Origin of the sequence: Planktothrix agardhii, from assembly GCF_904830935.1 — a bacterium.
GTDB lineage: Bacteria > Cyanobacteriota > Cyanobacteriia > Cyanobacteriales > Microcoleaceae > Planktothrix > Planktothrix agardhii.
The window spans coordinates 4,554,485-4,578,923 of the sequence record NZ_LR882952.1 but is presented as its reverse complement, the minus strand read 5'-3'; the positions used below and the strand labels follow the sequence as shown (position 1 = coordinate 4,578,923).

23 protein-coding genes and 1 pseudogene are annotated in these 24,439 nt (G+C 40.0%); 15 read left to right on the top strand and 9 right to left on the bottom strand.

Annotation, left to right across the window (positions count from 1 at the left end; genetic code table 11):
- The first annotated feature begins 54 nt into the window (after window positions 1–54).
- Window positions 55–1,068, top strand: coding sequence for a (S)-8-amino-7-oxononanoate synthase BioU (gene bioU, locus NMG88_RS20920; protein ID WP_227351298.1), 1,014 nt, complete (start codon window positions 55–57; stop codon window positions 1,066–1,068).
- 327 nt (window positions 1,069–1,395) lie between these two features.
- On the opposite strand, the gene NMG88_RS20915 is transcribed toward bioU, so the two are convergent.
- The 4 genes from NMG88_RS20915 to NMG88_RS20900 form a co-directional block, all read right to left on the bottom strand.
- On the bottom strand, window positions 1,396–2,241 hold the full coding sequence (locus NMG88_RS20915) for a PEP-CTERM sorting domain-containing protein (protein WP_227364736.1): 846 nt from the start codon (window positions 2,239–2,241) through the stop codon (window positions 1,396–1,398).
- 406 nt (window positions 2,242–2,647) lie between these two features.
- On the bottom strand, window positions 2,648–3,832 hold the full coding sequence (locus NMG88_RS20910; protein WP_235766107.1) for a class I SAM-dependent methyltransferase: 1,185 nt from the start codon (window positions 3,830–3,832) through the stop codon (window positions 2,648–2,650).
- 107 nt (window positions 3,833–3,939) lie between these two features.
- Window positions 3,940–5,127, bottom strand: a complete 1,188-nt coding sequence (locus NMG88_RS20905; protein WP_026787575.1) for an aspartate aminotransferase — start codon at window positions 5,125–5,127, stop codon at window positions 3,940–3,942.
- A 249-nt stretch (window positions 5,128–5,376) separates the two neighbouring features.
- Window positions 5,377–6,564 (bottom strand): iron-containing alcohol dehydrogenase family protein, encoded by a 1,188-nt coding sequence (locus NMG88_RS20900; protein ID WP_235752018.1) that lies wholly within the window; start codon window positions 6,562–6,564, stop codon window positions 5,377–5,379.
- Window positions 6,565–6,733: 169 nt separating this feature from the next.
- Here NMG88_RS20900 and NMG88_RS20895 point away from each other — a divergent pair, with 169 nt between their 5' ends.
- From NMG88_RS20895 to NMG88_RS20885, 3 genes are all read left to right on the top strand, one after another.
- Window positions 6,734–7,204 (top strand): DUF29 domain-containing protein, encoded by a 471-nt coding sequence (locus tag NMG88_RS20895; RefSeq protein WP_227351294.1) that lies wholly within the window; start codon window positions 6,734–6,736, stop codon window positions 7,202–7,204.
- A 202-nt stretch (window positions 7,205–7,406) separates the two neighbouring features.
- Window positions 7,407–8,309: a CHAT domain-containing protein gene (locus NMG88_RS20890; RefSeq protein ID WP_235752017.1), complete on the top strand. Its 903-nt coding sequence runs from the start codon at window positions 7,407–7,409 to the stop codon at window positions 8,307–8,309.
- 407 nt (window positions 8,310–8,716) lie between these two features.
- The gene (locus tag NMG88_RS20885) at window positions 8,717–9,097 is read left to right on the top strand and encodes a hypothetical protein (protein WP_235752016.1); all 381 of its coding nucleotides are present in this window, start codon (window positions 8,717–8,719) and stop codon (window positions 9,095–9,097) included.
- A gap of 60 nt (window positions 9,098–9,157) precedes the next feature.
- Here NMG88_RS20885 and ftsH read toward each other — a convergent pair whose 3' ends face one another.
- Both ftsH and ftsH4 read right to left on the bottom strand, forming a co-directional pair.
- Window positions 9,158–11,011, bottom strand: a complete 1,854-nt coding sequence (gene ftsH, locus NMG88_RS20880; protein WP_254034610.1) for an ATP-dependent zinc metalloprotease FtsH — start codon at window positions 11,009–11,011, stop codon at window positions 9,158–9,160.
- Window positions 11,012–11,185: 174 nt separating this feature from the next.
- Window positions 11,186–13,084 carry an ATP-dependent zinc metalloprotease FtsH gene (gene ftsH4 / locus NMG88_RS20875; RefSeq protein WP_042156489.1) on the bottom strand — a complete coding sequence of 633 codons (1,899 nt, stop codon included), beginning with the start codon at window positions 13,082–13,084 and terminating at the stop codon, window positions 11,186–11,188.
- A 348-nt stretch (window positions 13,085–13,432) separates the two neighbouring features.
- On the opposite strand from ftsH4, the gene dps reads away from it, so the two are divergent.
- The 3 genes from dps to NMG88_RS20860 all read left to right on the top strand — a co-directional run bounded on the left by dps (window position 13,433) and on the right by NMG88_RS20860 (window position 15,050).
- Window positions 13,433–13,939: a DNA starvation/stationary phase protection protein Dps gene (gene dps, locus NMG88_RS20870; RefSeq protein ID WP_026793374.1), complete on the top strand. Its 507-nt coding sequence runs from the start codon at window positions 13,433–13,435 to the stop codon at window positions 13,937–13,939.
- Between the two features lie 17 nt (window positions 13,940–13,956).
- Window positions 13,957–14,619 carry a helix-turn-helix domain-containing protein gene (locus NMG88_RS20865; RefSeq protein ID WP_254035773.1) on the top strand — a complete coding sequence of 221 codons (663 nt, stop codon included), beginning with the start codon at window positions 13,957–13,959 and terminating at the stop codon, window positions 14,617–14,619.
- Between the two features lie 101 nt (window positions 14,620–14,720).
- Window positions 14,721–15,050, top strand: a complete 330-nt coding sequence (locus tag NMG88_RS20860) for an STAS domain-containing protein (protein ID WP_026797310.1) — start codon at window positions 14,721–14,723, stop codon at window positions 15,048–15,050.
- A gap of 116 nt (window positions 15,051–15,166) precedes the next feature.
- On the opposite strand, the gene NMG88_RS20855 is transcribed toward NMG88_RS20860, so the two are convergent.
- Together NMG88_RS20855 and NMG88_RS20850 are read right to left on the bottom strand one after the other, a co-directional pair.
- Window positions 15,167–16,303 carry a PP2C family protein-serine/threonine phosphatase gene (locus tag NMG88_RS20855; RefSeq protein WP_254035772.1) on the bottom strand — a complete coding sequence of 379 codons (1,137 nt, stop codon included), beginning with the start codon at window positions 16,301–16,303 and terminating at the stop codon, window positions 15,167–15,169.
- Between the two features lie 22 nt (window positions 16,304–16,325).
- Window positions 16,326–16,622, bottom strand: a complete 297-nt coding sequence (locus NMG88_RS20850; RefSeq protein ID WP_042156481.1) for an antitoxin — start codon at window positions 16,620–16,622, stop codon at window positions 16,326–16,328.
- A 163-nt stretch (window positions 16,623–16,785) separates the two neighbouring features.
- Between NMG88_RS20850 and NMG88_RS20845 the strand changes: the two are divergent.
- Both NMG88_RS20845 and NMG88_RS20840 read left to right on the top strand, forming a co-directional pair.
- Window positions 16,786–17,758: pseudogene (locus NMG88_RS20845) on the top strand (RNA-guided endonuclease InsQ/TnpB family protein).
- A gap of 44 nt (window positions 17,759–17,802) precedes the next feature.
- On the top strand, window positions 17,803–18,234 hold the full coding sequence (locus NMG88_RS20840) for an ATP-binding protein (RefSeq protein WP_042156479.1): 432 nt from the start codon (window positions 17,803–17,805) through the stop codon (window positions 18,232–18,234).
- A gap of 54 nt (window positions 18,235–18,288) precedes the next feature.
- Here NMG88_RS20840 and NMG88_RS20835 read toward each other — a convergent pair whose 3' ends face one another.
- Entirely contained in the window at window positions 18,289–19,323 is a 1,035-nt protein-coding gene (locus NMG88_RS20835) for an amidohydrolase family protein (protein ID WP_042156476.1), read from the bottom strand.
- Window positions 19,324–19,960: 637 nt separating this feature from the next.
- Here NMG88_RS20835 and NMG88_RS20830 point away from each other — a divergent pair.
- The 6 genes from NMG88_RS20830 to hypD all read left to right on the top strand — a co-directional run bounded on the left by NMG88_RS20830 (window position 19,961) and on the right by hypD (window position 24,375).
- On the top strand, window positions 19,961–21,301 hold the full coding sequence (locus NMG88_RS20830; RefSeq protein ID WP_254035771.1) for an adenylosuccinate synthase: 1,341 nt from the start codon (window positions 19,961–19,963) through the stop codon (window positions 21,299–21,301).
- 130 nt (window positions 21,302–21,431) lie between these two features.
- Window positions 21,432–22,328 carry an AAA family ATPase gene (locus NMG88_RS20825; RefSeq protein ID WP_254035770.1) on the top strand — a complete coding sequence of 299 codons (897 nt, stop codon included), beginning with the start codon at window positions 21,432–21,434 and terminating at the stop codon, window positions 22,326–22,328.
- Window positions 22,321–22,536, top strand: a complete 216-nt coding sequence (locus NMG88_RS20820; protein WP_254035769.1) for a hypothetical protein — start codon at window positions 22,321–22,323, stop codon at window positions 22,534–22,536. Before NMG88_RS20825 ends, NMG88_RS20820 begins: the two co-directional genes overlap by 8 nt.
- A 41-nt stretch (window positions 22,537–22,577) precedes the next feature.
- The gene (locus NMG88_RS20815; RefSeq protein WP_254035768.1) at window positions 22,578–22,793 is read left to right on the top strand and encodes a hypothetical protein; all 216 of its coding nucleotides are present in this window, start codon (window positions 22,578–22,580) and stop codon (window positions 22,791–22,793) included.
- Window positions 22,793–23,158 (top strand): hypothetical protein, encoded by a 366-nt coding sequence (locus NMG88_RS20810; protein ID WP_254035767.1) that lies wholly within the window; start codon window positions 22,793–22,795, stop codon window positions 23,156–23,158. The genes NMG88_RS20815 and NMG88_RS20810 overlap by 1 nt, the downstream gene beginning before the upstream one ends.
- 74 nt (window positions 23,159–23,232) lie before the next feature.
- On the top strand, window positions 23,233–24,375 hold the full coding sequence (hypD, locus tag NMG88_RS20805) for a hydrogenase formation protein HypD (RefSeq protein ID WP_254035766.1): 1,143 nt from the start codon (window positions 23,233–23,235) through the stop codon (window positions 24,373–24,375).
- Window positions 24,376–24,439: the final 64 nt, after the last annotated feature.

The window sequence follows — 24,439 nt, the reverse complement described above, 5'->3', positions numbered from 1 at the left end:
GTAATAGTAAAGAAAGGATTATAATGGAGAATTGTCTAAATTCAATCAGATTCAATGAGTCCAGTAATGGTTAATGCAGGTTTGTCTCCGATTCGGGTAGGAATTTTAGGATTTGGCGGGCTAGGACAGGCAGCAACAAGGGTTTTAGCCCCAAAACAGCAAATGCAGTGGGTGGCTGTGGCCGATCAGAAGGGCTATGCTTATGATGGGGAGGGACTGAACCCGAATCGCTGTATTGAGATATATCAAGCTCAAGGGTCGGTGGGATATTTAGAAACCCATGGAGTTTTGAGTAGTAACAGTATTGAAGATTTAGTTAAAACCGCCCCAGGGGTTGAAGGATATTTTCTGGCTTTGCCGAATTTACCTAATGATTTTATGGCTAGTGTGGCTAAAACCTTTATTCGGTTGGGATGGCGAGGGGTATTAGTCGATGCGATTAAACGGACGAGTGCCGTGGAATTATTATTAGAACTCAAAGATGAGTTACAAACCGCCGGAATTACCTATATGACCGGATGTGGAGCGACACCTGGGTTATTAACAGCAGCAGCCGCCCTCGCCGCCCAAAGTTATACAGAAATTCACAACATTAAAATTACTTTTGGAGTCGGGATTGCTAATTGGGAAGCCTATCGCGCTACTATTCGAGAAGATATTGGTCATTTACCCGGATATACGGTTGAACAAGCTAGAGCGATGACCGATGCAGAGATAGAAGCCTTGTTAGCAGAAACGGGGGGCTTACTGACCTTGGAAAATATGGAACACGCCGATGATATTATGTTAGAGTTGGCGGGTATTTGTTCACGCGATCGCGTTACCGTGGGTGGAATTGTGGATACTCGCAACCCCAAAAAACCTTTAAGTACAAATGTTCAAATTACCGGCCGAACTTTTGAAGGGAAAGTTTCAACCCATACCTTTACTTTAGGGGATGAAACCAGTATGGCAGCTAATGTTTGTGGGCCAGCTTTTGGCTATTTAAAGGCAGGAATTCAGCTTCATCGTCGAGGGATTTACGGTTTATTTACGGCGGCGGAAATTATGCCTCAATTTGTTAGTTAATATTCAATAAAAAGCGATCGCTAACTTTAAAAAAACTCAGGGAGATTAAAATTCTACCTGAGTTAAAACTGTATTTTTTGATGTTTATTAATAGATAAATGCACCCGGTACTCTGATTTTGATAGTAATTTTATTGTTTGGATATACAATTGATTAAATCTTGTAACTACAGCCTGAATTGGAGTTATCTATTTCTTAAATAAAGTAGCGGCATGATGAGTACCGCTACTATTTGGATAAGATGAAGGTTGAGGGTCTCAACAGTGTGAGACAGATATTAATGCAATTTTTGAGTGGTTTGGGATGACTAATTTAATCATCGTTTTCTTAGTTAGATTGACGACGACGGGAAGCCAACATTCCACCAAAAGCTAAACCTAAACCAACTAATGTGGCGGGTTCGGGAACTTCAACGGGTTTGATGATTTCTACAGAGCTAACAAAAACATCGCTTTTACCATTATAAATTCCTTGAACGTGCATTCCGATTTTTAACTGATTAGACTTTAAGCTACTGATCACTGAGTCAAAGTTACCATCAAACAGTAAGCCTAATGCTTCTTTTTGATCAACTCCGGCTTGGTTAGCACCTTGTTGGGTTGATGCAAAACCAAAGCTGTCCACCCAATTTGTAATAAGATTAGATTGAGCTAAATCTTTATTAGCAGTATCTAGGGCAAAACTAACAGAATTTCCAGCATCAGGATTCAAAATATTGAAACTAGGTGCCAAAGCACTGAAGTTCAGTAAATTACTAGCATCAGAAAATTTAATCTGGCTAATAAATGAACTTGATACTGTACCTGTATTTTTAAACTGGAACAGAACTTTGTTGTTACTGGTTTTGCTGACATCAAAATTAAATTGGCCAACAAGATTATCTCCAACTGTGTCGCCACCTAAGACATTGCCAAATCCAAACGTGAAAATGTTGGAACCTGCACTAGAAGTTGTGGAACCTGTACTTAAAGTTGTGGAACCTGTACTGGAAGTTGTTGTTGTGGAATTTGTTGGAGTTGTTGGAGTTGTCTGTTGATTATTTCCATTTCCATTTCCATTTCCATTTCCATTTCCATTTCCATTTCCTGCTTGTGCAGGTGCTGCAACCAAGGAAACTGCAACTCCAGTAGCTAATATAGTAGAACCAATAATTTTAGATAGTGTGTTTTTCATCTCAGCCTCATCCTTTATATTTTATAGCCTGGGGTAGAAACAAGGGGATTGAACTTAGGCGTTCTTGGTCTCTTTGTCCTACCCTGTTACCAATATTACGCAATTAGTTTGGGGTTGTCTATAGGTTTTTGTAAATATTGGTTATTTTTACCGAAGGTTTACAGTGGGTCGGTACAAATATAAAGGGATGATGAAATTAGCTAAAAAAACCTTTCTATCGGATGTGTGGACTTTATATCTACCTAAAATAAAAATGGATTTTTGAGGATAAAAGCCGTGATTTTGATCACAAGATTCCGTACAAATATATCCGTATGTAGGTAGCAAATTACACTTAATCTTCTGCAATATCCGCAGAAAACGAAGATCAGCATCAAGTTTTTGACCGTCGGAGCTTTTTTGGGCTTTAAATGGGAAAACTGAAACCTTGAAGGGGAATTTGTTGTTGAGATGGACTTAAGCCTTTAGATTGTAGAAGGACGCCAAAATTGCCTAAACCCATAGGATCAATTAGAGAGTGTAAGCATTCTCGTCTTTGTAATATTTCTGAAATAGAATAGTTTGAGGGTTGGGATAGGGCGGAAATGCGATCGCCTAACCCTAACGCCATTAAAAATAAAGCCTGTTGTGTAAACCCAACGCCATCAATTCCCCAGTCTTTCCCATAAAGTTGTAAGGCGGTAAAGTTAACATGGGCGGTGATATCCTGGCGACCAATATTCAGATAGGGATCGTTATGATGACTATGTTGATAATAACATTGTAGGGTTCCTTCTTTGCGACTGGGAAGGTAATATCGTTGGGCGGTGTAACCATAATCAATTGTTAAAATAAAGCCTTGATTCAGTTTGGTCACTAGGGTTTTGATCCAGTCTAGGGCAGCTAAATTAACTTCTGTTCGATATCTTTCTGGGTAAGAATTAGAACATAAATCAATATCAATTAATTTAAAATAATCTGTGATCTTTTCGGTAGAAAGTTCGGCGATGATTTCCTTAAATTTTACTTCTGAATCTAAGGTAATATAAATTTCTTGAAGCTGTTGATCCTGAACTATAATTTGATGAACGGGAAAAGCATCTACTAATTCATTAGAGAAAAAACAACCGATAATATTATTATTTGGAATATCCTCAAGGTCACACCATTGAATTGATATTGAAGCAGCTAGGGTTTTTTTGAGTTGGTGTTGTTGTTGAGCTTTGAGAAAATTAGATTTTTCGATAATAATATAATTTAAACATTGAAAAAAGTCAGGATATTTTTTTTGTAAATATAATAGAATATCACTAGCTAATATTCCTTGTCCTGCGCCCATTTCTACTAAAGTAAAGGCGTTAGGACAATCCATAATTTCCCAGATTTGGAAAAACTGTTCTGCTAACATTTCCCCAAAATCCGATCCTAAATATGGAGAGGTAACGAAATCTCCTTCTGCTCCTAATTTGGGTTTATTAATGCTATAATATCCATATTCTGGGTGATATAAAACCCAGTTCATATAATCAGCAAAAGTAATTCTATTTTGGGAATTTTCCTTGATTTTTTGAGCAATAAAATTACATAAATTCCGATTGTTTTCATATTCCATAACAAACAATTATTCATAATATTAATAAATTCCTCGTTGTTTTACCGTTGTTGGGCTTTAGCCCTTCTTCAATGAGTGCTGAAGCACAACAACAGCTTAACAACGCATTAGGGTTGATACCGAATATTAGCATCTTTTAAGCGGTTTAATGCTTCTCCCAAGCGATCGCAATCTGCCACTAAACTAATTCTAAAATAGCCTTCTCCACCGATACCAAAGGCATTTCCAGGGGTAAAAACCACACCTGTTTGTTGTAAGACTGTGAGAGCAAAATCCGTGGAATTCATCCCCTCTGGACAGGGAACCCATAAATACATTGTAGCTAAGGTTTTAGGCACATTCCAGCCCAATTCTGCTAACCCTTTAATCAGGAAATCTCGCCGGGTGCAATAGCGTTCTTGAACTTCTTTTAAATAGGAATCGGGCAAATTCAAAGCAGTTTCCGCCGCCGTTTGTAGTGCCGAAAATACCCCGTAATCTAAATTAGTTTTTAAGGTTCTTAACCCTTGTAAAACCTTGGAATTGCCCACCGCAAAACCAACTCGCCAACCTGCCATATTATAGGTTTTAGACATAGTATGGAATTCTACCCCGATTTCTTTTCCCCCAGGAATTTCTAATAAACTCGTAGGTTGATAACCGTCAAAAGCTAATTCGGCATAACATAAATCATGAACTAGCAGAATTTGATATTTATGGGCAAAGGCAACAATTTCCTCAAAAAATTCCCTGGGAGCGGTTGCACCCGTGGGGTTACTGGGATAATTAAAATAGAGAATTTTAGCTTGTTCAGCAACAGAATCAGGAATAGATCCTAAATCAATTAGCCAGTTATTTTCCGGTTTCAAAATAATAGAATGAACCTTTCCCCCGGCAATTATTGGCCCCCGAAAATGCACGGGATAGGAAGGACTAGGAACTAACACCAGATCCCCCGGATTAATATAAGCTAAAGCCAAATGACCTAATCCTTCTTTTGACCCTAATAGGGGTAAAGCTTCGCCATTGGGATCGAGGGAAACACCATAACGTCGGTGATACCAATTAGTAATTGCTCGTCTAAAATTAGCCGTTCCTTCAAAGGGTGGATAGCCATGATTTGCCGGATTTTTTAATGCTTCAATTGCCGCTTCAACAATCGGTTCAGGTGTGGCCCCGTCAGGATTTCCCATACCTAAATCAATTAAATCTAAGCCCTGTTGACGGGCGTTGGCTTTCAATTCATCTAAACGGGCAAAAACATAAGGAGGTAAGGCTTGTATCCGGTCAGCAGGGCTAATCCAATCTAATGTCATTGGTCGATTATGTGAGGTTAAAATTAATGTCTTCAGTAGAAGAAAAAAGTGATTCTTTATTTTCCCCCGATCAGGTCTGCTTTTTTCCTTCCCTTCTCAATTCTTAATTCTGATATCGCAACCGCCAAGGCAGTTAGGACACCAGACGGATCTTGTAACCCAGACAGTGAAGTATTTTCCCCCCAAGCCCCCCGTGCACGGGGGGTTTGGGGGGGCTGTTCCGGTGTTCCCTGCTATATCGCCATTTGTCTAGGATTCTGGGTAAGAGTCTTTGGTCTTCCCCATTCGTAATTCGTAATTCGTAATTCGTAATTCCCCTGGGGCTGTAGTTGATACCATTGCCGCCATTAACTGTTCTGGAACTACTTTAAACGGTAAACGGTGAATATCAGAACGTTCATTACAAGCAACGTCGGCGGCTTGTCGCAGTTCGGCTAAGGTGATTTTACCCATTCCCAAATCATTCAGGGTTTGGGGTAAACCTAAATCGGTGTAAAACTTTAATAATTGTTGTCTAGCAGTGGCCGCGAGTTGATTGCCCTGTACCATTTCTTCTAAACGCAGTTGTACTAAAATTCCAAAGGCGACTTTTTCCCCGTGTAAAGTCCCGTGACTAGCCGCAACATGGGTTAAACCATTATGAACCGCATGGGCCGCAACGGTGCGACATTGGGCGCCACCAATACCGCCAATCACTCCGGCTAGTAATACCGTCGCATCGACAACTTCCCGCCAAGTTTCGCCACCGTTGTCTTGTAAGGCGGTTAAGGATTTTTGTAATAATATATCTCGCAAGACTCGCGCCTGTTGTACCGCAGCAATCATGAAGGTTTGATCGGAATGTCCACTACTGACACTGGCTTCATACCATTTAGCGATCGCATCCCCAATACCCGCCACTAACATCCGTTGGGGGGCGGTTTGAATTAAGTTATAGTCCAAAATCAATAAATCAGGACACCGGGCTAAACTAACATCATATAAAAAAGCCCCATCCTCGGAATAAACGTTAGAGAGGGCTGTCCAAGCGGCGCAGGTCGCCCCAGAAGTGGGAATGGTAACGATCGGGAGATGACATTGATGGGCGATCAGTTTGGCCGCATCCAGGGCTTTTCCGCCCCCCGTCCCGATGATAAAATCGGCCTTATGGTTGCTAACGGCTTGACGTAGGGCGGTTAAGCTGGTTTCGCTACAGTCAGCCCCATAGTAGATTTGAGAATATTGGAGTTGATGACGTTCTAAAATGGGTTGTAGGGCTTGAACAGTCAGGGGTAAGGAGCGATCGCCACCAATGATTAAGGGCCGTTGACCAAAGCCTGCGATCGCCTCTCCTGCTTGTGTTAAGGCGTTATTGCCGCGTAAAACTTGGGCTGGGGCAATATTTAAACTCACAACCGAAGTGGATATTAGATTCTGGGTTGAGGCGGTTTGAGGCATGGCAAGTTTAGTCAGTGGTGCTAAATCCCTGATTGTAGCGTATTGTTCCCAGATTTGACTAGAGAGTTACCAATTTTGTAGACCGTTTTTGATTATAGATTGCTTCCCCACTCCAAATATATAAATAAATTCTAAGCTATTCTATAATCAGTAACAGCGAGAGAACAAAATGACAATCTTTCAACCCCCATCAGAAACACTTCCACTGTCTAGTTTGTATGATCAAGATTTTTATTTATGGCTTGAAAAAACAGTTAATTTATTAAGGACAGAAAATTTTTTAGAACTGGATCGAGATAATTTAATTGAAGAATTAGAGAGTATGGGGAGGAGTGATAAACGAGCGATCGAGAGTAATTTACGAGTTTTGTTAATGCACTTACTCAAATATCAATATCAACCTGAACGCCGTTCTAATAGTTGGCTGTCTACGATAATAGAACATCGAATTAGAATTAGTAAAGAGTTGAAAGCCAGTCCTAGTTTAAAGGGATATTTTGAACAAATTTTTGATGAAACCTATCAAGATGCTAGAATATTAGCATCTGTGGAAACGGGTTTATCATTAGATGTTTTTTCGTTAACTTGTCCCTTGACTTCTGAACAGGTACTTGATCGTGATTTTTTGCCTGAAAGTTAAGCGATCGCACCCTCTTAATTTTAGAATTATAAAAAATTATCTATAGCATCTCTTGTTTTATTTTGCACCTAGCCAAAAGTTTAGTTTATTCCCTATCCTGATTGTGATCTGAATTAAAAAATACATTGACAATCATTAATTGATGTGTTAAACCGTTACTAGCCAGATATAAAAAATGGACATAAATAATTTTTATTAATTGATGAATAACAATGATGCTGTTAAGACAATTCTGATTCTAGCTGCTAACCCAACTAATACGTCTCGGTTGCGATTAGAAGAAGAAATTCGGGAAATTGATGAAGGATTACGACGGGCAAATCAACGACATCAGTATAAATTAGAACAGAAATTAGCAGTCCGTTCTCGTGATTTTTATCGGGCAATATTAGATTATCAACCGCAAATTGTTCATTTCTGCGGACATGGGGCAGGACAGGATGGAATTGTCCTCGAAGATGATACGGGAAAAATGGTCTTACTGGAGACAAAAACCCTCGCCAGTATGTTTAAATTATTTGCCAAAAAAAGTGTTGAATGTGTGATTTTAAATGCTTGTTATTCAGAAGTACAAGCCGAGGCAATTAGTCAATATGTTGATTATGTATTAGGGATGAAGAAAGCGGTGGGAGATAAAGCCGCCGTTGCCTTTTCCGTCGCTTTTTATGATGCTCTAGCCGCCGGATATGAAGTCGAAGAAGCCTACGAGTTAGGCCGTTCGCAGATGATGAGTTTTTTAGAACAGGAAACTCCTGTTTTTAAGAAAAAACCCTTAATTCCGACTCTGATTAATACAGATATTCCGGTTTTTGATGATGTTATTCCCCCGAACCCGTATCAAGGATTAGCAGCTTTTGAGGAAGAAGATGCCGACTTCTTTTTTGGGCAAGAAAACTTTATTAATAAATTATTTGAATTCTTAGAATTACCCGCCTTAGACCAAGAACGAAGAGGATTTGGAACTCAGCCACCGACTAATTCCTTGGAGAAATTATTAGCGGCTGTTGTGGATGAAAATAACCCAACGCGAAAGGTTACAATGGCGGTAGATGCCAGTGAGGAATGGACAACGGAAAAGGTAGAATTTGTGTTAAAAAAAAGCTAGTTTTGTTTGATAGCAGGAGACAGGGGAGAGGATGCTGAAACCTAGATGGTGAATTTTTTTCCTTCCAATTAAGCTGTTCCCTGCTATATTTGCCCTGATTTTATTAATCGCACAACCTGGGACTAGATTATAAGTTGGCGTTATCACCAGAAGGACGCGAGAACCGTTTTCCCTAGCAATAAGTTTAAATAAAGTTGACTTTAACCAAGTTTTTTAGTAAAATTTAGCTAAAGTTAATTCCATTAAATAGATAGGAATAAAACCCTATTTTAAATCGGTTAATCCCCAAATAATAAACTGACTTTAGCTGGAGTTTTTCAATGCAAGATTACAATGAATTAATCCCACAGTTGTTAGAACTGGATGAAGAATCCCTAGAAGCACAATTGGGTCTTCAAGTTTAAGAAATGGACTCTGATGTTAGAGGTGGAAGTCAGGGATTAACAATTGATTCGATTGATCTTGATGCGGCGGCTAGAGCACCGATCAGTCCTGAAGTATTAGCCGCAGGTCAACAGTTACTGAAACGACTCAATTCAGGACTTTATGATCTGATGTGTAATCCTTTGGGTTCAGATTCAGAAACGGAGAAAGTGTTAGATGAAGTCATTAACCAAAATTATACTAAAGCGGCAGGAATATTGGCTCCTGTTCTCGTATCTGGATTAGGACTAGCTCCGGCGATCGCTACTTTAATTGCTACGTTAGTAATTAAAAAAATTGCCAAAGCAGGTTCTGAAGAAATTTGTAAATCTTGGAAAGCTAGTTTGCCCACTGAAGAAAGTTAATGTCCTCATCTTTCTTGAATTGAAGACGACCCTGATCTAATCTGAGATGGAAAATATCAATTATCGAGATACAGGTTTAACCTGATCTAATAACTGTTGTAATTCATCCCCTTCTATGACTTCTGTTTCTAACACTTTTTGAGCAATGTCTGTTAATAATTCTCGGTTATAATTCAAAATAGCTAAGGCTTTTTCATGAGCATTATTAACAATATCCTTCACCTCATCATCAATGGCTTCTGCGGTTTTTTCACTCATGGGACGGCGCAAATTTGCCTCCGAATTGCCTAGAAAATTATTCTGTTTGGCTTTTTCATAAGCTAAGGGCCCCAGGGCTTTACTCATGCCATAATTAAGTACCATTCTTTCGGCTAATTCCGTTGCCCGTTGTAGGTCATCGGAGGCACCATTGGTAACATTTCCAAAGACTAATTCTTCGGCAGATCGTCCTCCTAATAGCATGGCAATTTGTTCCCGAAATTCGATTTCATCCATTAAAAAACGGTCTTCCGTTGGCATTCTTAAAGTATATCCTAACGCCGACATTCCACGCGGTACAATCGAAATTTTAGTAACCTTTCCACCCCCCGGCATTAACGCCCCCACAATGGCATGACCAACTTCATGATAGGCGACAATTTTCTTCTCTTTTTCATTTAACACGCGACTGCGTTTTTCTAACCCGGCAACCACCCTTTCAATGGCTTCATAAAAATCTTCTTGTTTGACCAATTTGCGTTGATTTCTAGCCGCTAATAGGGCAGCTTCATTGACTAAATTAGCTAACTCTGCCCCGCCAAAACCCGGAGTTCTGGTGGCAATTGTGTGTAAATCAACATCGTCTTCTAATTTAACTTTTTTAGCATAAATTTCTAATACGGCTTTGCGTCCGGCTAAGTCGGGTCTATCGACTAATACCTGTCTATCAAAGCGTCCGGGGCGTAATAATGCCGCGTCCAAGGCTTCGGGGCGGTTGGTGGCTGCTAATACAATTACCGTGGCATCTCCTACCCCAAAACCATCCATTTCTGTTAATAATTGATTTAGGGTTTGTTCCCGTTCATCATTACTGCCACTCTGGAAACTTCCACTACTTCTGGACTTACCAATAGCATCTAATTCATCAATAAAAATAATACAGGGAGCTTTCTTTTTCGCCTGTTCAAATAAATCTCGCACCCGGGCGGCTCCGGTTCCTACAAATAATTCAATAAATTCAGAACCGGATATACTAAAAAATGGAACTCCGGCTTCTCCAGCTACGGCTTTTCCTAATAGGGTTTTTCCGGTTCCTGGGGGGCCAACTAATAGCACACCTTTGGGAATTTTCGCCCCAATTTCGGTGAATCTTTGGGGACTTTTCAGGAAATCAACTATTTCGGCTAATTCGGTTTTGGCTTCATCAACTCCCGCCACATCGGCAAAGGTAATATTATCGGTTTGACCTTTAACAAAAACCTTGGCTTTACTTTTATTAATTGATAATGCTCCTTGGGGATCTCGTTTCATAAAATATTGAAACGCCACTACTAAAATTAAAGGCGGAATTACCCAATTTAAGACAACATTAACCCAACTTTGTTTAGGAGGAGGAGCGGCGGCGAATTCGATCCCTTTGGCTTCTAAGCGTTTGGGAAGTTCTAAATCAAAAATTGGGGTTGTGGATAAAACACTTTCCGGTTGATTATCTTTTCCTTTAATTTGGTAAAGAATTTCGTTTTCTCCGACTAAAACTTTTGAGACTTTACCATCTTCTATTTGTTGGATAAAAAAACTATAGGGAACTTTAGGAAACCGAGGACGAGTCAGTTGGGGAAACAACCAATTTCCGATTAATATTACCCCGGCTGAGATTAATAAAAATTGGGTAATTTTTTGATAACTGGGTAATTTAGGTCTTTTTTTAATACTCATAAAATTTGGTTCTAGTTTACTCTCATTAACCTCGTTTCTAGGTTCTACCTAGAAATGCTCCTAGGGTGGCTCTGCCACCCTTCTCCCAATAGGATAGTATTTTTAGAGGCAGAGCCTCTGATCGGCATTCCCTGGTGGAACCAGGGAACGAAAAACAAGAGGGGGATAGATTAATTATGCGATCGCAGTGACAACTTTAGTCTGATATTTAACTTGATTTAACAAGTGTTGTAAATTCTCCCCTTCAATCACTTCTGTTTCTAAGATTTGTTGGGCAATTTGCTCCATTAAATCTTTATTTTGATTCAGGATATCTAGGGCAATTTCATGGGCGTTTTCAACTAATTGTTTCACCTCATCATCAATGGCTTTTGCGGTTTCATCACTGACATAACGGCGAGGATTCGTCATCATATTATCACCGAGGAAGGTATTTTGTTGACCCTTTTCATAAGCCAATGGCCCCAATACCTTACTCATCCCATAACTGGTGACCATCCGTTCGGCTAAATCCGTTGCCCGTTGCAGGTCATTTGTTGCGCCTGTGGTAATACTTCCAAACACAACTTCTTCGGCCGAACGTCCCCCTAATAAAGTAGCAATTTCGGCTTTAATTTCTTCTTCACTGAGTAAGAAACGGTCTTCGGTGGGCAGTTGTAAAGTATATCCTAAAGCCGCCATTCCCCGTGGCACAATTGAGATTTTAGCAACTTTATTTTGACCGGATACTACTGACCCAACAATGGCATGACCAACTTCATGATAGGCGACAATTTTCTTCTCTTTTTCGTTAAGAACCCTGGATTTTTTTTCTAACCCAGCAATCACCCTTTCAATGGCTTCAGCAAAGTCGGCTTGACTCACGGTTTCCCGTTTATTTCTAGCAGCTAATAAGGCAGCTTCATTAACTATATTAGCTAAATCTGCGCCAGCAAAACCAGGGGTACGAGTAGCGATCGCTTTTAACTCCACATCGGGCCCGATTTTAACTTTTTTAGCATAGATTTCTAGGATCATTAAACGACCGGATAAATCAGGACGATCAACTAAAACTTGGCGATCAAATCGACCGGGACGCAGTAAGGCCGGGTCTAAGGTTTCGGGGCGGTTGGTAGCAGCTAAAACTATCACCGTCGCTTGTCCGGCGGCAAACCCATCCATCTCGGTTAATAACTGGTTTAGGGTTTGTTCTCGTTCATCATTTCCCCCATATATTCCGCCACTGGAACGGGATTTTCCAATGGCATCTAATTCGTCAATAAAGATGATACAGGGGGCTTTCTTTTTGGCTTGTTCAAATAAATCTCGAACTCGCGCCGCGCCTGCACCGACGAACAATTCTACGAATTCTGAACCAGAAATGCTAAAGAATGGAACACCTGCTTCTCCGGCTACGGCTTTGGCTAATAGAGTTTTTCCTGTTCCTGGGGGGCCAACTAATAACACCCCTTTAGGAATTCTAGCTCCTATCTTTAAAAATCGTTCAGGAGTCTTTAAGAATTCCACCACTTCTTCTAATTCGGTTTTGGCTTCTTCTACCCCGGCTACATCTTGAAAGGTGACTTTAGTAGCATCATTTTCGACATAAACCTTGGCTTTACTCTTACTAATAGAAAGTGCCCCCTGGGGCCCGCCAAAACCTCCGCCGCGACTTTGCATAAATTGTCCGACAGCTACCCAAATTCCGACAAAAATTAAGGGGGGAATCACCCAACCGAGTAAACTAGAAAACCATGTATTTTTAGGGGGTGCGGCAGCGGCAAATTCGACCCCTTTGGCTTCTAAACGTTTGGGTAAATCCATATCAAAAATTGGGGTAGTTGATAGGATTTGTCCGGTTTCTTCTTGTTCGCTTTTGACTAAATAGCGGATTTGATCTTGGCTGAGATAAACTTGGGATACTTGTCCATCTTCGACTTGTTTAATGAATAAACTATAGGGAACCTGGGGAACTTGTGGCCCGAATAATCCGGGTAAGGTGAGGTTAGCAATTAAAAATATAATTCCTAACCAAAATAGGATACTTCCGATGGGAAGATTACGGGGAAATTTAGGTTTGTCTTTTACACTCATTGTATTTGGGTAATGGGTAATGGATAATGGGTAATGAACTTTTAGTTATTTTATCAAGGTCTGAAATCCTTAGAATTTATTTAGGATTCCTATATTATATAGCAATTTTAAATTAGTTGTAAGCTGTTCAGCATCTAAATTGGTCATGCAGAAATCTTGAATCTTATGCAGTGCGAGCGTCCTCGCTCGCTGGAATATACAGTTTAAATGCACAACAGCTTATAGCATTTACTATAACGCTTAGGATATAGATTCGGTGGGTGGGCGGGAATTGCCACCTATATTTTGTCTTAATAGTCATGTCGGTTGCTATAATCTGATAAAACCCTTAAAGGAGAATTTTCAATCATGGTAACAACTAGCCGTAAACAACGTCTTTATGCGACTCGAATTGATTTACCCGAAGCTACCCGCGCCGAAATTATCGAGATTCTTAATCACAGTTTAGCGACAACACTAGACTTAAAAACCCAAGTCAAACAAGCTCACTGGAATGTCAAAGGGATTAATTTCTATCAGTTGCATTTGTTGTTTGATGAAATGGCAACGGAATTAGAAGGATATGTGGATTTAATTGCAGAACGGGCGACGGCTTTGGGAGGGACGGCTTTGGGAACGGCTCGGATGGCGGTTGCCGACACTATTTTACCTGAATTTCCCTTAGATCTAGCCAATGATAAAGATTATGTAGTGGCCTTAGCCGATCGCTATGCTCCTTATGGCAAAATGGTTCGAGAAGCCATTGATAAAACAGGCGCACTAGGCGACGCGGATACAGCCGATTTATATACTGGAATTTCCCGCGCCATTGATCAGCGCTTGTGGTTCTTAGAATCCCATTTACAAGGCAATTAAAGAGCCGTCAATGGCAGATGACTCGTGAACTAAAACTTAGAATGAGTGAATCTGCGTTGCCTGATTATACTTCCCAGTTGCAGGAATTAATGCAACGGGCGGGGGTTTCTAGCCTAGAAGAACTCAGTCAAAATGCTGGGGTTCCCCCGTTACAGATTATTCGACTGCGACGGGGACTCGCACTGCAAACCCCTGTGGGTGTTTTGCTGAAAATTAGCCAGGGTTTAAAGATTTCCCTGACGGAACTCTTATCCGTGTTTGCTCCAGGTTCTGTCCCGGATGAAGAAAAAGCCTCTGAAGGGAATTTAGAACAGGAATATCAACGTTTACAAACCCAGATAGAACAACAACGCTCTGTGTTGCTCGATGAGTGGAAACAGGAAAGTCTGCACACCCTGGAGTCTTGGCTCTTGCAATGGCCAACGGTGGTGTATCGCGTTCAAGAAAATCCCCAACTCCCGGCGGTCAAATTATTACGTTTTGTAAGTCCGGTAGAACAGCTTATGGGAGAATGGGGAGTAGAAGCGATCGCACCTGTTGGGGCAGAAGTTCCCTATGAACCCCATCTCCATCAGCTTTTGGAGGGAACGGCTAAACCCGGAGAACCAGTGATTGTGCGATATACTGGATACCGATATGGAAGTAAACTGCTCTATCGCGCTAAGGTCAGTCCGGTATAGGCGTGTTTGAGTTAAACGGATGTATTTGGCATGGAGTTCAACTCAAAGCTATACTAACGGAGTCGAGCGAGTCTTATGGAGGGTTCAACCCTTAGAAAACTATGAGTTCTGATGTTAAAATTCTTAAACCTAACGGGATTTTGGATGGCACTAAAGCAAGTCAATTTCGGCAGGATATTGTTGCTTTAGTTGAAAAAGGAGCCAAGATCATATTAATTGACTTCCAAGATGTCACGTTTATGGATAGTTCTGGTTTGGGTGCATTGGTCTTAGCTTTGAAAGGAGTGAGAGCGGCTGGAAGTAAATTATTTGTTTGCTCTATTAATGAGCAAATTAAGATTTTATTTGAACTTACCAGCATGGATCGGGTATTCGAGATTTTTGAAAACCAAGAAAAATTTTTGGAAGTGATTATTCAATTGGGTCAATAAGTTAGGGTGAAAACGGGGGGTAATCTGAATTCAAACAGATTGGTGTTTCCCAATTTCACCATCGGTTAAGTTTTACGTTTCTGTCGCAAGTCTGGACAGTAATTCTGGGCAAAAGGTTAATCAAAAGTTAATTTTAGTAAGGAGAAATCATCATCAAAAGGATTATCAGCGTTGTATTTTTTAACTGTATTTAAGACCGATTCTAAAGTGTTCGATTGTAAATGATTATATTCTGTTAAAATAGAGATAAATCCATCTAAACCCAACATTGCATTCTCCGGTTGTTGGATTTCATAAACTCCGTCACTAAAAATATAAAGATTACTGAATTCTGGAATATCGTGGGTTGCATCTATATATTCAGCCTCTAAAAACATTCCAACTGGCATTCCCCGGGTTTTTAACATTTCAATTTTGAGATTTTTGGGATCTTTGCCAGTTAACAAAATAGCTGGGGGATGACCAGCACTAGAATACAATAATTTTCGAGTTGAAAAATCATAAACCCCATACCAAATCGTAAAATATTTATCGTTTTGGTAGGTCATTTGAAAGGTGGTATTTAATGCTTTTAAAACGTTACTGGGTTGATAGTAATTAATATTAGGAATTGCCCTAGATCGGAGTAAATTCAGCACGGAAACCGAAGGGAGTGCCGCTTTTAAACCATGTCCTGATGTATCTAATAAATAAATTGATAAATGGTCAGAATCCAGCCAATAATAGTCAAAGGAGTCACCGCCTAATTGACGAGAAGGAATGAATTTGGTATCAATTCTAATCGGTTCCGTTAAAGGTTCAGGAAGGAGCGATCGCACATACTCAGCAGCTTCGGCGAGTTCAGCCTCAATGCGTTGTTTTTGAGTTTGTAAATCCTGACTCAATTGATGTAATCTCAACCCAGCCCGAACTCTAGCATAGAGTTCATTCATTTCAATTGGTTTAGAAATAAAATCATCAGCCCCCGCATCTAACCCCGTAACTCGGTCAGAAACCGAACCCAAAGAAGTTAATAAAAAAAACTGTGTTGTTGATAATTCTGGGGTGGCTTTAATTTGACGACAGACCTCAATTCCCGTTAGTCTGGGCATGATCCAATCACAAATAATTAATGCTGGACATAGTTCTTTAGCCTGTTGTACGCCTTCTTCACCATTGGTCGCCACGCTGACATCATAACCCTGTTTCTTCAGCGTTCTTTTAAGAAGTTCTAAAATGGCAACATCATCATCGATAACCAGAATTTTAAACATGAGTGTTGAGGTACGTCGGTGTTTAATTGAAAAAGTAAAGGAAAAGGGTCGATCGCGCTTCACCCTCCCACCAGCGATTAAAGAATATGTGAACAATCAATTGTAAAATGGGATGACTAAATTGATCGTGCTCGATTTGCAGCGACTCTGGGAATTCCTGAATCGCATCAAATATCACCTGCCAGGGGTCTTCCTTCGGCAGCAAGACCACTGCATTGCCCAATCGTTTAATTACGACTTCATCCCCAGAAAATCGATAACTCTGCGGCAAATATACCGCCTGACTATTGCCACTCATAAACAGCTTTGCCGTTTCCATTGGTAGCTCCGTATATACAGATCGGATTATACCGATGTTTATCAGAAAATTGGGTTTAAAACCCCTAACTTCTAGTTAGGCTTTAATTATAAACTTTTGTTGCAATATCAACCAATCTTGTACCCAAAGATATAGCATAACACATACGAAGAAAGGTAAGGCGATGTTAGTGTTTGAGTTCAAATCTTACGGAAAAGCAAGTCAGATTGAGGCAGTAAATCAAGCGATTCGTACAGCACAATTTGTCCGCAATAGCTGTTTACGCTATTGGATGGATCATAAAAAAATAGATAAGTATGATCTAAACAAATATTGCGCCGTGCTGGCTAAGAATTTTCCGTTTGCTAATGAACTCAACTCTCAAGCTAGACAATCTAGTGCCGAACGAGCCTGGTCTGCTATTTCCCATTTTTACGAGAACTGCAAAAAGTCAATTCCTGGTAAAAAAGGATATCCCCAATTCCAGAAAAACTTTAGATGTGGGTTTGAAGGAATACTACACCGACTCTAATGGTATAATGGTTGAGAATCCTAAATTTCTCCGTCAAGGGGAAAAAGTTCTTAAACGTTCACAACGTCGGATTTCCAGAAAAGTAAAAGGTTCAAAAAATCGAGGCAAAGCTAGACAGATTTTAGGTAAACACCACCTCAAAATAAGTAGGCAACGTAAAGACCATGCTGTAAAATTAGCACGGTGCGTAGTTCAGTCTAACGACTTGATAGCCTACGAAGATTTGAGAGTTAAAAATCTGGTAAAAAATCATTGTTTAGCTAAGTCTATTAATGACGCATCTTGGTATCAGTTTCGGATCTGGCTTGAATATTTTGGTAAAGTATTTGAAAGAGTCACGGTGGCGGTAAATCCGCAATATACCAGCTCATATTGCTCTAGCTGTGGTCAAATTGTTAAGAAAAAACTATCCACTAGAACCCATCTTTGTAGGTGCGGTTGTATAATGGATAGAAATGAAAACGCAGCTAGAAATATCCTTAGTCGAGGATTAAGTACCGTAGGACATACGGAAACTTTTGCGAAGCACGCAAGCAACGCTTTGGGAGAATTGACCTCTACTCAGGCTGGAGAAATCCTGTTCGAGCAAGTTGGCTCTGCGAACAAAGAATCCCCATGCCTTTAGGCACAGGGAGTGTCAATGTGATTGAATAAGAGGGTTTAAAACCATTGCCATTACCCCAAATTACTCCACTTCAAGTTCCCTCTAGCCTAGATAGTCTAGCTAAGGTTTTGTCTTGGTTTGATCAACTGTATCAGTCCTTTATTCCTAAATCCGTTTGGCTACGCTGTCAGTTAGCTTTAGCGGAGGGATTTACCAATGCTGTTCGTCACGCTCACAAAGGACTTTCTTCTGATTTACAGATTGATTTAGAAGTCACAGTTTTAGAGCAACAAGTTGAAATTCGGATCTGGGATTTTGGAAGTCCTTTTGATTTAATGAAACAAATTAAGGATCTTCCCACGGATATTGATCACCATTCAGGAGGGGGAAGGGGTTTAAAATTAATGCGAGATATTGCTGATTATTTAAGTTATGAACAAGAAGAAGATGGACGAAATTGTTTATTAATTGTTAAGCAATTTTCAACTGATTACTGATAACTGGTATAGACGCGCCAATAGCCTACTGCATGGCTGTGATCGGGCACGTCTTTACTGATAACTGATGATGAGTTCTGGTTTTAATAAACCATGAAGAATTTGTGTGGGTGGGTTTTGATGGGGCCAGGCAAAGGCATGACGAAAGGCGGCTTGTTGACAGGCTTCTAATTGTTCAAATTCTATAATATCCAGGGTTAATAAATTTTCGTATTCAAAGGGTAAACGAACATTATGTAAACCCGCATTATCGGTACAAATAGCAATATCAACCCCAGCATCAAAACAGCGTTCAAAAACTATTTTTAACTGCTGAATATCCTTGAGGGTTCCAGTTTTAATATAGGTCGTGGGACAAACCTCTAAACATTGATTATTTTTGGCTAATTCCGGTAATAATTCTGGATGTAATAACGGAATTTGGATACCGTGACCAATTCTCATTAAATAGGGCAATAATTCAGGATAACAACCTTCTGGAGTTTCATATAAATGTCCGGTAGTTTTCAAGCCCAAGGATAGGGCATATTTATACAAATTGATAAATTCATCCAACCGTTGACCATAATAATTATCCCCTCCGGCGATATCAACAGCACAAACATATTGGGGCATTTGGGCAGCTAAATCAATAATAGCTCGGTTGACCTCAAAGGGAAGTCGGGTGTGCATACATAAAATTTGGCTGGTGATAATTGGAGTATTACTAAGTTGACTGGCTTTTCCGACGACTTCCACAATTTCAGCCATACAGTCAATTCTTTCGGACTGACTGAGATGTTCTGGGGTGCGTAAATAGGGTGTATAACGTAATTCTAAATAGGCTAAATTTTCAAAAGTATAAGCACCGCGCATCAACCGATAAATAAAATAGGGAAGGGTTTCAACGGTCTGCACACTTTCAACCATAGTATGCAGTTCTAAATATTCATCTAAGGTATTGCGGGGCTTGGTATAAAAATCTTCAAACCCTTCATATTCTGCGAAACCTTGGGTAAACTGAGGGTTATGACGTTGGAAATACCGCCACAGAATGCGCGGTACAACTGAACCCCCTAAATGGCGATGTAACTCGGCGTGTAACGGCATAATAAACTGATGATGATATTGACTATTCACCATAGCACAGCCCTAAAAAAATATGGGGTCAAACCTAGTATTTTTATGAAGATTATTGTTTTTTAGGATAATCAACCAAAACCTATTTTTTTTGTTATAATGAAAAGCTGTATAAAAATGTAGCAAGTCTTCTAAACAGGTTGTAATCCTTTGAGAATTTCAACCATATATTTCAACCATATATTTCAACCATATATTTCAACCATATATTTCAACCATATATTTCAACCATATATTTCAACCATATATTTCAACCATATATTTCAACCATATATTTCAACCATATATTTCAACCATATATTTCAACCATATATTTTAGCGAGCGAGGACGCTCGCACTACAGATTACTGTTTTTTTGCTGAAAAAACCGATAAGCTGTTGCTGCATCTAAATTAGTCATGCAGAAATCTTGAATCCTATGCAGTGCGAGCGTCCTCGCTCGCTGGAATATACAGTTTAAATGCAGTACAGCTTATCAAGATCAGCATCTTCAGTGGAGAGGTGCTATGCCGCGTCTCCACAAAAGATTTCACAAAACTTAATTTGACAGAGTTCCCGGAATAACAGATAATCAGGATTTGTGTAAACTGTCGGAGTGAAAACTCTCTTGGCTAACGTAGTTGTTATCGGTGCCCAGTGGGGCGATGAAGGAAAAGGCAAAATAACCGATCTGCTCAGTGGTTCAGCAGATGTAGTTGTCCGCTACCAAGGTGGCGTAAATGCTGGTCACACGGTTGTTGTGGACAATCAAACCTTCAAACTGCACTTGATTCCTTCAGGCATCTTATATCCCGATACCGAGTGCATCATCGGTTCAGGAACCGTAATTGATCCCAAAATTTTAATCGAAGAACTGGATCAACTGGAGTCGCTGAAGATTTCCACCAAAAATTTGATGATTTCCCAGACGGCCCATGTTACGATGCCCTACCATCGCCTCTTGGATCAAGCATCGGAACAACAACGGGGATCTCAAAAGATTGGGACAACGGGCAGGGGAATTGGCCCGACCTACGCCGATAAGTCTGAACGCACGGGTATTCGGATCATTGATTTGATGGAAACCGAAAGTTTGCCCGAACAATTGCGCTGGACGATTAGCAATAAAAACGTTATTCTCGAAAAACTCTATAATCTCCCGCCCCTTGACCCGGAAGCGGTGATTGAGGAATATCTGCAATATGCAGAACGCTTGCGTCCTCATGTCGTCGATGCGTCACTAAAAATCTACGCGGCGGTGCAGGATCGACGGAATATTTTATTTGAAGGGGCACAAGGGACACTGTTAGATTTGGATCATGGGACGTACCCCTATGTCACATCTTCTAACCCGGTTGCGGGTGGTGCCTGTGTGGGTACGGGAGTTGGCCCGACAATGATTGATCGGGTAATTGGGGTGGCGAAAGCCTATACTACCCGGGTCGGTGAGGGGCCATTCCCGACGGAAATGGTGGATGGAATTGGCCAGGTATTGTGCGATCGCGGTGCGGAATTCGGAACCACCACCGGACGTCAACGCCGTTGCGGTTGGTTTGATGCGGTGATTGGCCGTTATGCCGTCAGAATTAACGGTTTAGACTGTTTAGCCATTACTAAACTAGATGTTTTGGATGGCTTGGATGAAATTAAAGTTTGCATCGCTTACGATATTGATGGCGAACGCTGCGAACATTTCCCCAGTAGTGCGCGAACTTTTGCCCGGTGTGAACCCATTTATGAAACGGTTCCAGGTTGGAAAGAATCAACAGCAGACTGTCGTAAATTAGAAGATTTACCCCCAGCCGCACTGAGTTATTTGAAATTTTTGGCGGAATTAATGAAAGTTCCGATCGCGATTGTTTCGTTAGGTGCGAGTCGAGATCAAACTATTATTGTTGAAGATCCGATTCACGGCCCCAAACGAGCGCTATTAGATGCAGATGGACAACCGATCACCGTTGGCGGTTAATATCTTCCCCCTTATTCCCTGGTTTCGGCCGGGGAATGCTTTTTTATGGTTTCTGCCTGAGATTTAGGTTGTTGTGATAGGATGTAACTCAAACAAACTAATCATTACCTAAAGCCGAGGACACCTGAGCATGGGTAATCTTGTTTCAGGATCGAGTGCATTATTGCAGTTGACATCCAGCGAGATCAAGCGCAAAATTAATCATCAGAAGTTATTCGGCTTAGAAGAATTACAGAAACAGCTTTTTGGATTCTGTAAAGCAATTCTAACGGCAGATGAACGTTTATTAAGTCACTTAAGCTTTTATGACTTAGCACCATCTATTCTTATCTATGGCCCACCGAATACGGGTAAAACAACACTTTCTTATCTGATTTTTAATCAAATCAAAGAAGAAGTTACAAACGAAATTAATTTCTACACTCTTGATGTAGGTCGAATGCTTGATCCTGCATTGGGTCAATCTTCTCGAAATTTAGAGCAGATTTTTGATTATTTACACAAAATTTGCTCAGATGGGTCATCAGCATTTTTATTGTTAGATGAACTTGATATGTTTTGTATGAGCCGAAGTCGAGCTCAAGAACATGATGCAGTTCGTCGAGCGATGACAACACTGATGCTAGAATTGGATAAATTGCAAATTGCCACCAGTAACAACTTGTTAGTATTTGGTATAACTAATGTACCTGATTTTATTGATACAGCCGTAGTTAGAAGATTTTCTTTAAAATATTCTGTTAATCCTTGTTTATCATGGCTTGAGTTTAAAGCCTACATTGGATATTTGAATCAGCCCATTCAACATATCTCCTCTGAACAAGAATTACAAAAGTTATATAGCATATATCAGGAACGAGGTTTTACTGTAGGTGATATTAAAGCTTTATACCAAACTCTAATTATTGATATACTATGTAACAGCAAAAACAATCCTACATCTGAACGTCTTATCTGTATGTTTAATCAAGGATTCTCCAGTCAAGAGCATTTACATAAAACAACAAAGGAGGTCTTAAATGTCTGATTTTATGTCTGATGAAGACAAAATGATCAAAATTTTCATTGAACATAGGGATTTAAAGTTGTATGTTATGAAAAAATTAAAACAAGAAGGAATAAGTTGTCAGGAAACTACTAAAAATGATCCGAAAGGAGATATTTTAATTGTTAAGCCTGAAGATGCCCCAAGGGTTAAGGAAATTATTAATCAAATGAAGAACAAGTTTAATTGATGAAAAAAACTGTAATTTAATTCTTTAAACCATATTAAATCATGAACGAGTCAGAACAACCTCATATTGAAATTAAGGGACAAAGAGTAACTAAAGGAGATGCACAGAAAATGATTGAAAAAGGTTCTATAATTGGTGTTGTATGTGGTGGTAAAATTACATCTCCGGCTAAAAAATTATTAGATAGTGCTAATATTGCCTATGCAGAAGTCCCTGAAAGCGAGTTCATGGAATCCGAAGTAGAGGAGGAAGGATAATGTTAGATATTGTATTCTATCCTGCTAATGGTGAATCATCTTATTCAGTCGATGTTTCAGAAGAAATCTATCAATGGTTAGCAAAGTCAGAATTCTCTAAAATTGGGAAGTCGGTATTGCGAAAAATGGAGATTGATGGAGAAACAGAAAAACTATTCTTGGTTAAGTTAGGGAAAGACACTCGCAAAAAGTTCAAGAATTTTTTTCGAGATGTGATCACCCAAGAAAGTGATCAAGTGCTAACTCAACTTGGGGATTCTCCTTCAAAACAGGAGTATCAAAAGGCGACATACCGCTTAAAAATCTTACAAGAACTCCGCAAGTGCATCGAAAATCAGGATTATCTGTATTTGCAAAGATGTTAGCTTTAATTCCGTGGCTCTACCACGGAACAAGTGTTAATATAACGATAATCGATTGATTTGTTATAAAAAATATTATGAAATTTGTTGATGAATACCGGGATGGAAAATTAGCTCAAGATTATGCAAAAGCGATCGCATCAATCACCACAAAACCCTGGAAAATTATGGAGATTTGTGGAGGCCAAACCCATTCTATTGTTAAATACGGAATTGATGAACTTCTCCCCTCGGAAATTACCTTAATTCATGGCCCTGGCTGTCCCGTTTGTGTCACCGATATTAATATTATTGATCAAGCCATTGCCCTCGCCTCTTTACCTAATATTATTTTTTGTTCCTTTGGAGATATGTTAAGGGTTCCGGGGAGTGAAAAAGACCTATTAAGTGTTAAAGCTACTGGGGGAGATATCCGAATTATTTATAATCCCTTAGACTGTTTAAAAATTGCCCAACAAAACCCCACAAAACAGGTGATTTTCTTTGCCGTTGGCTTTGAAACTACCGCCCCAATCACCGCCATGGCTGTGTATCAAGCCCACCAACAAAATATTAATAACTTTTCCCTTCTAGTATCTCATGTTCTGGTTCCTCCAGCGATGGAAGCCCTCTTATCAAGTCCTAATTGTCAAGTGCAAGGGTTCTTGGCCGCGGGTCATGTTTGCACCATCATGGGATATACGGAATATGAACCAATTGTTGATCAATATCAGATTCCAATTGTTGTAACTGGGTTTGAACCCATTGATATTTTACAAGGAATTTATTTCTGTATTCAACAACTGGAAAAAGGAGAATATAAATTACAAAATCAATATAATCGTTCCGTGCGTCCAGAAGGAAATGAAACCGCTAAAACGATCATTCAAGAAGTATTTGAAATTGTCCCCCGGGAATGGCGAGGACTGGGAGAAATTCCGCAAAGTGGGTTAGGAATTAAACAAAAATATATTAATTTTGATGCTCAAAAACGGTTTAATTCTCAACAGTTAATTCCCGCTTCTTCTCCCTGCCAAGATTGTATTAGTGGTGAAATTCTCCAGGGGATTAAAAAACCCCAGGAATGTCCGGTTTTTGGAACCCGTTGCACTCCCGAACATCCGTTAGGGGCGCCAATGGTTTCTTCTGAAGGAGCTTGTGCTGCCTATTATCGCTATCGTCAACAGACTATAACAGGCAACAGGGAAGAAAAGAGTTTAGAGCATCAGTTGATGTCCTAATTTCCAGGCGAGACTGCTATAAAATCCCGTCCTTTAAGGTTAAGGCTATTCAAAGAATTAGTAT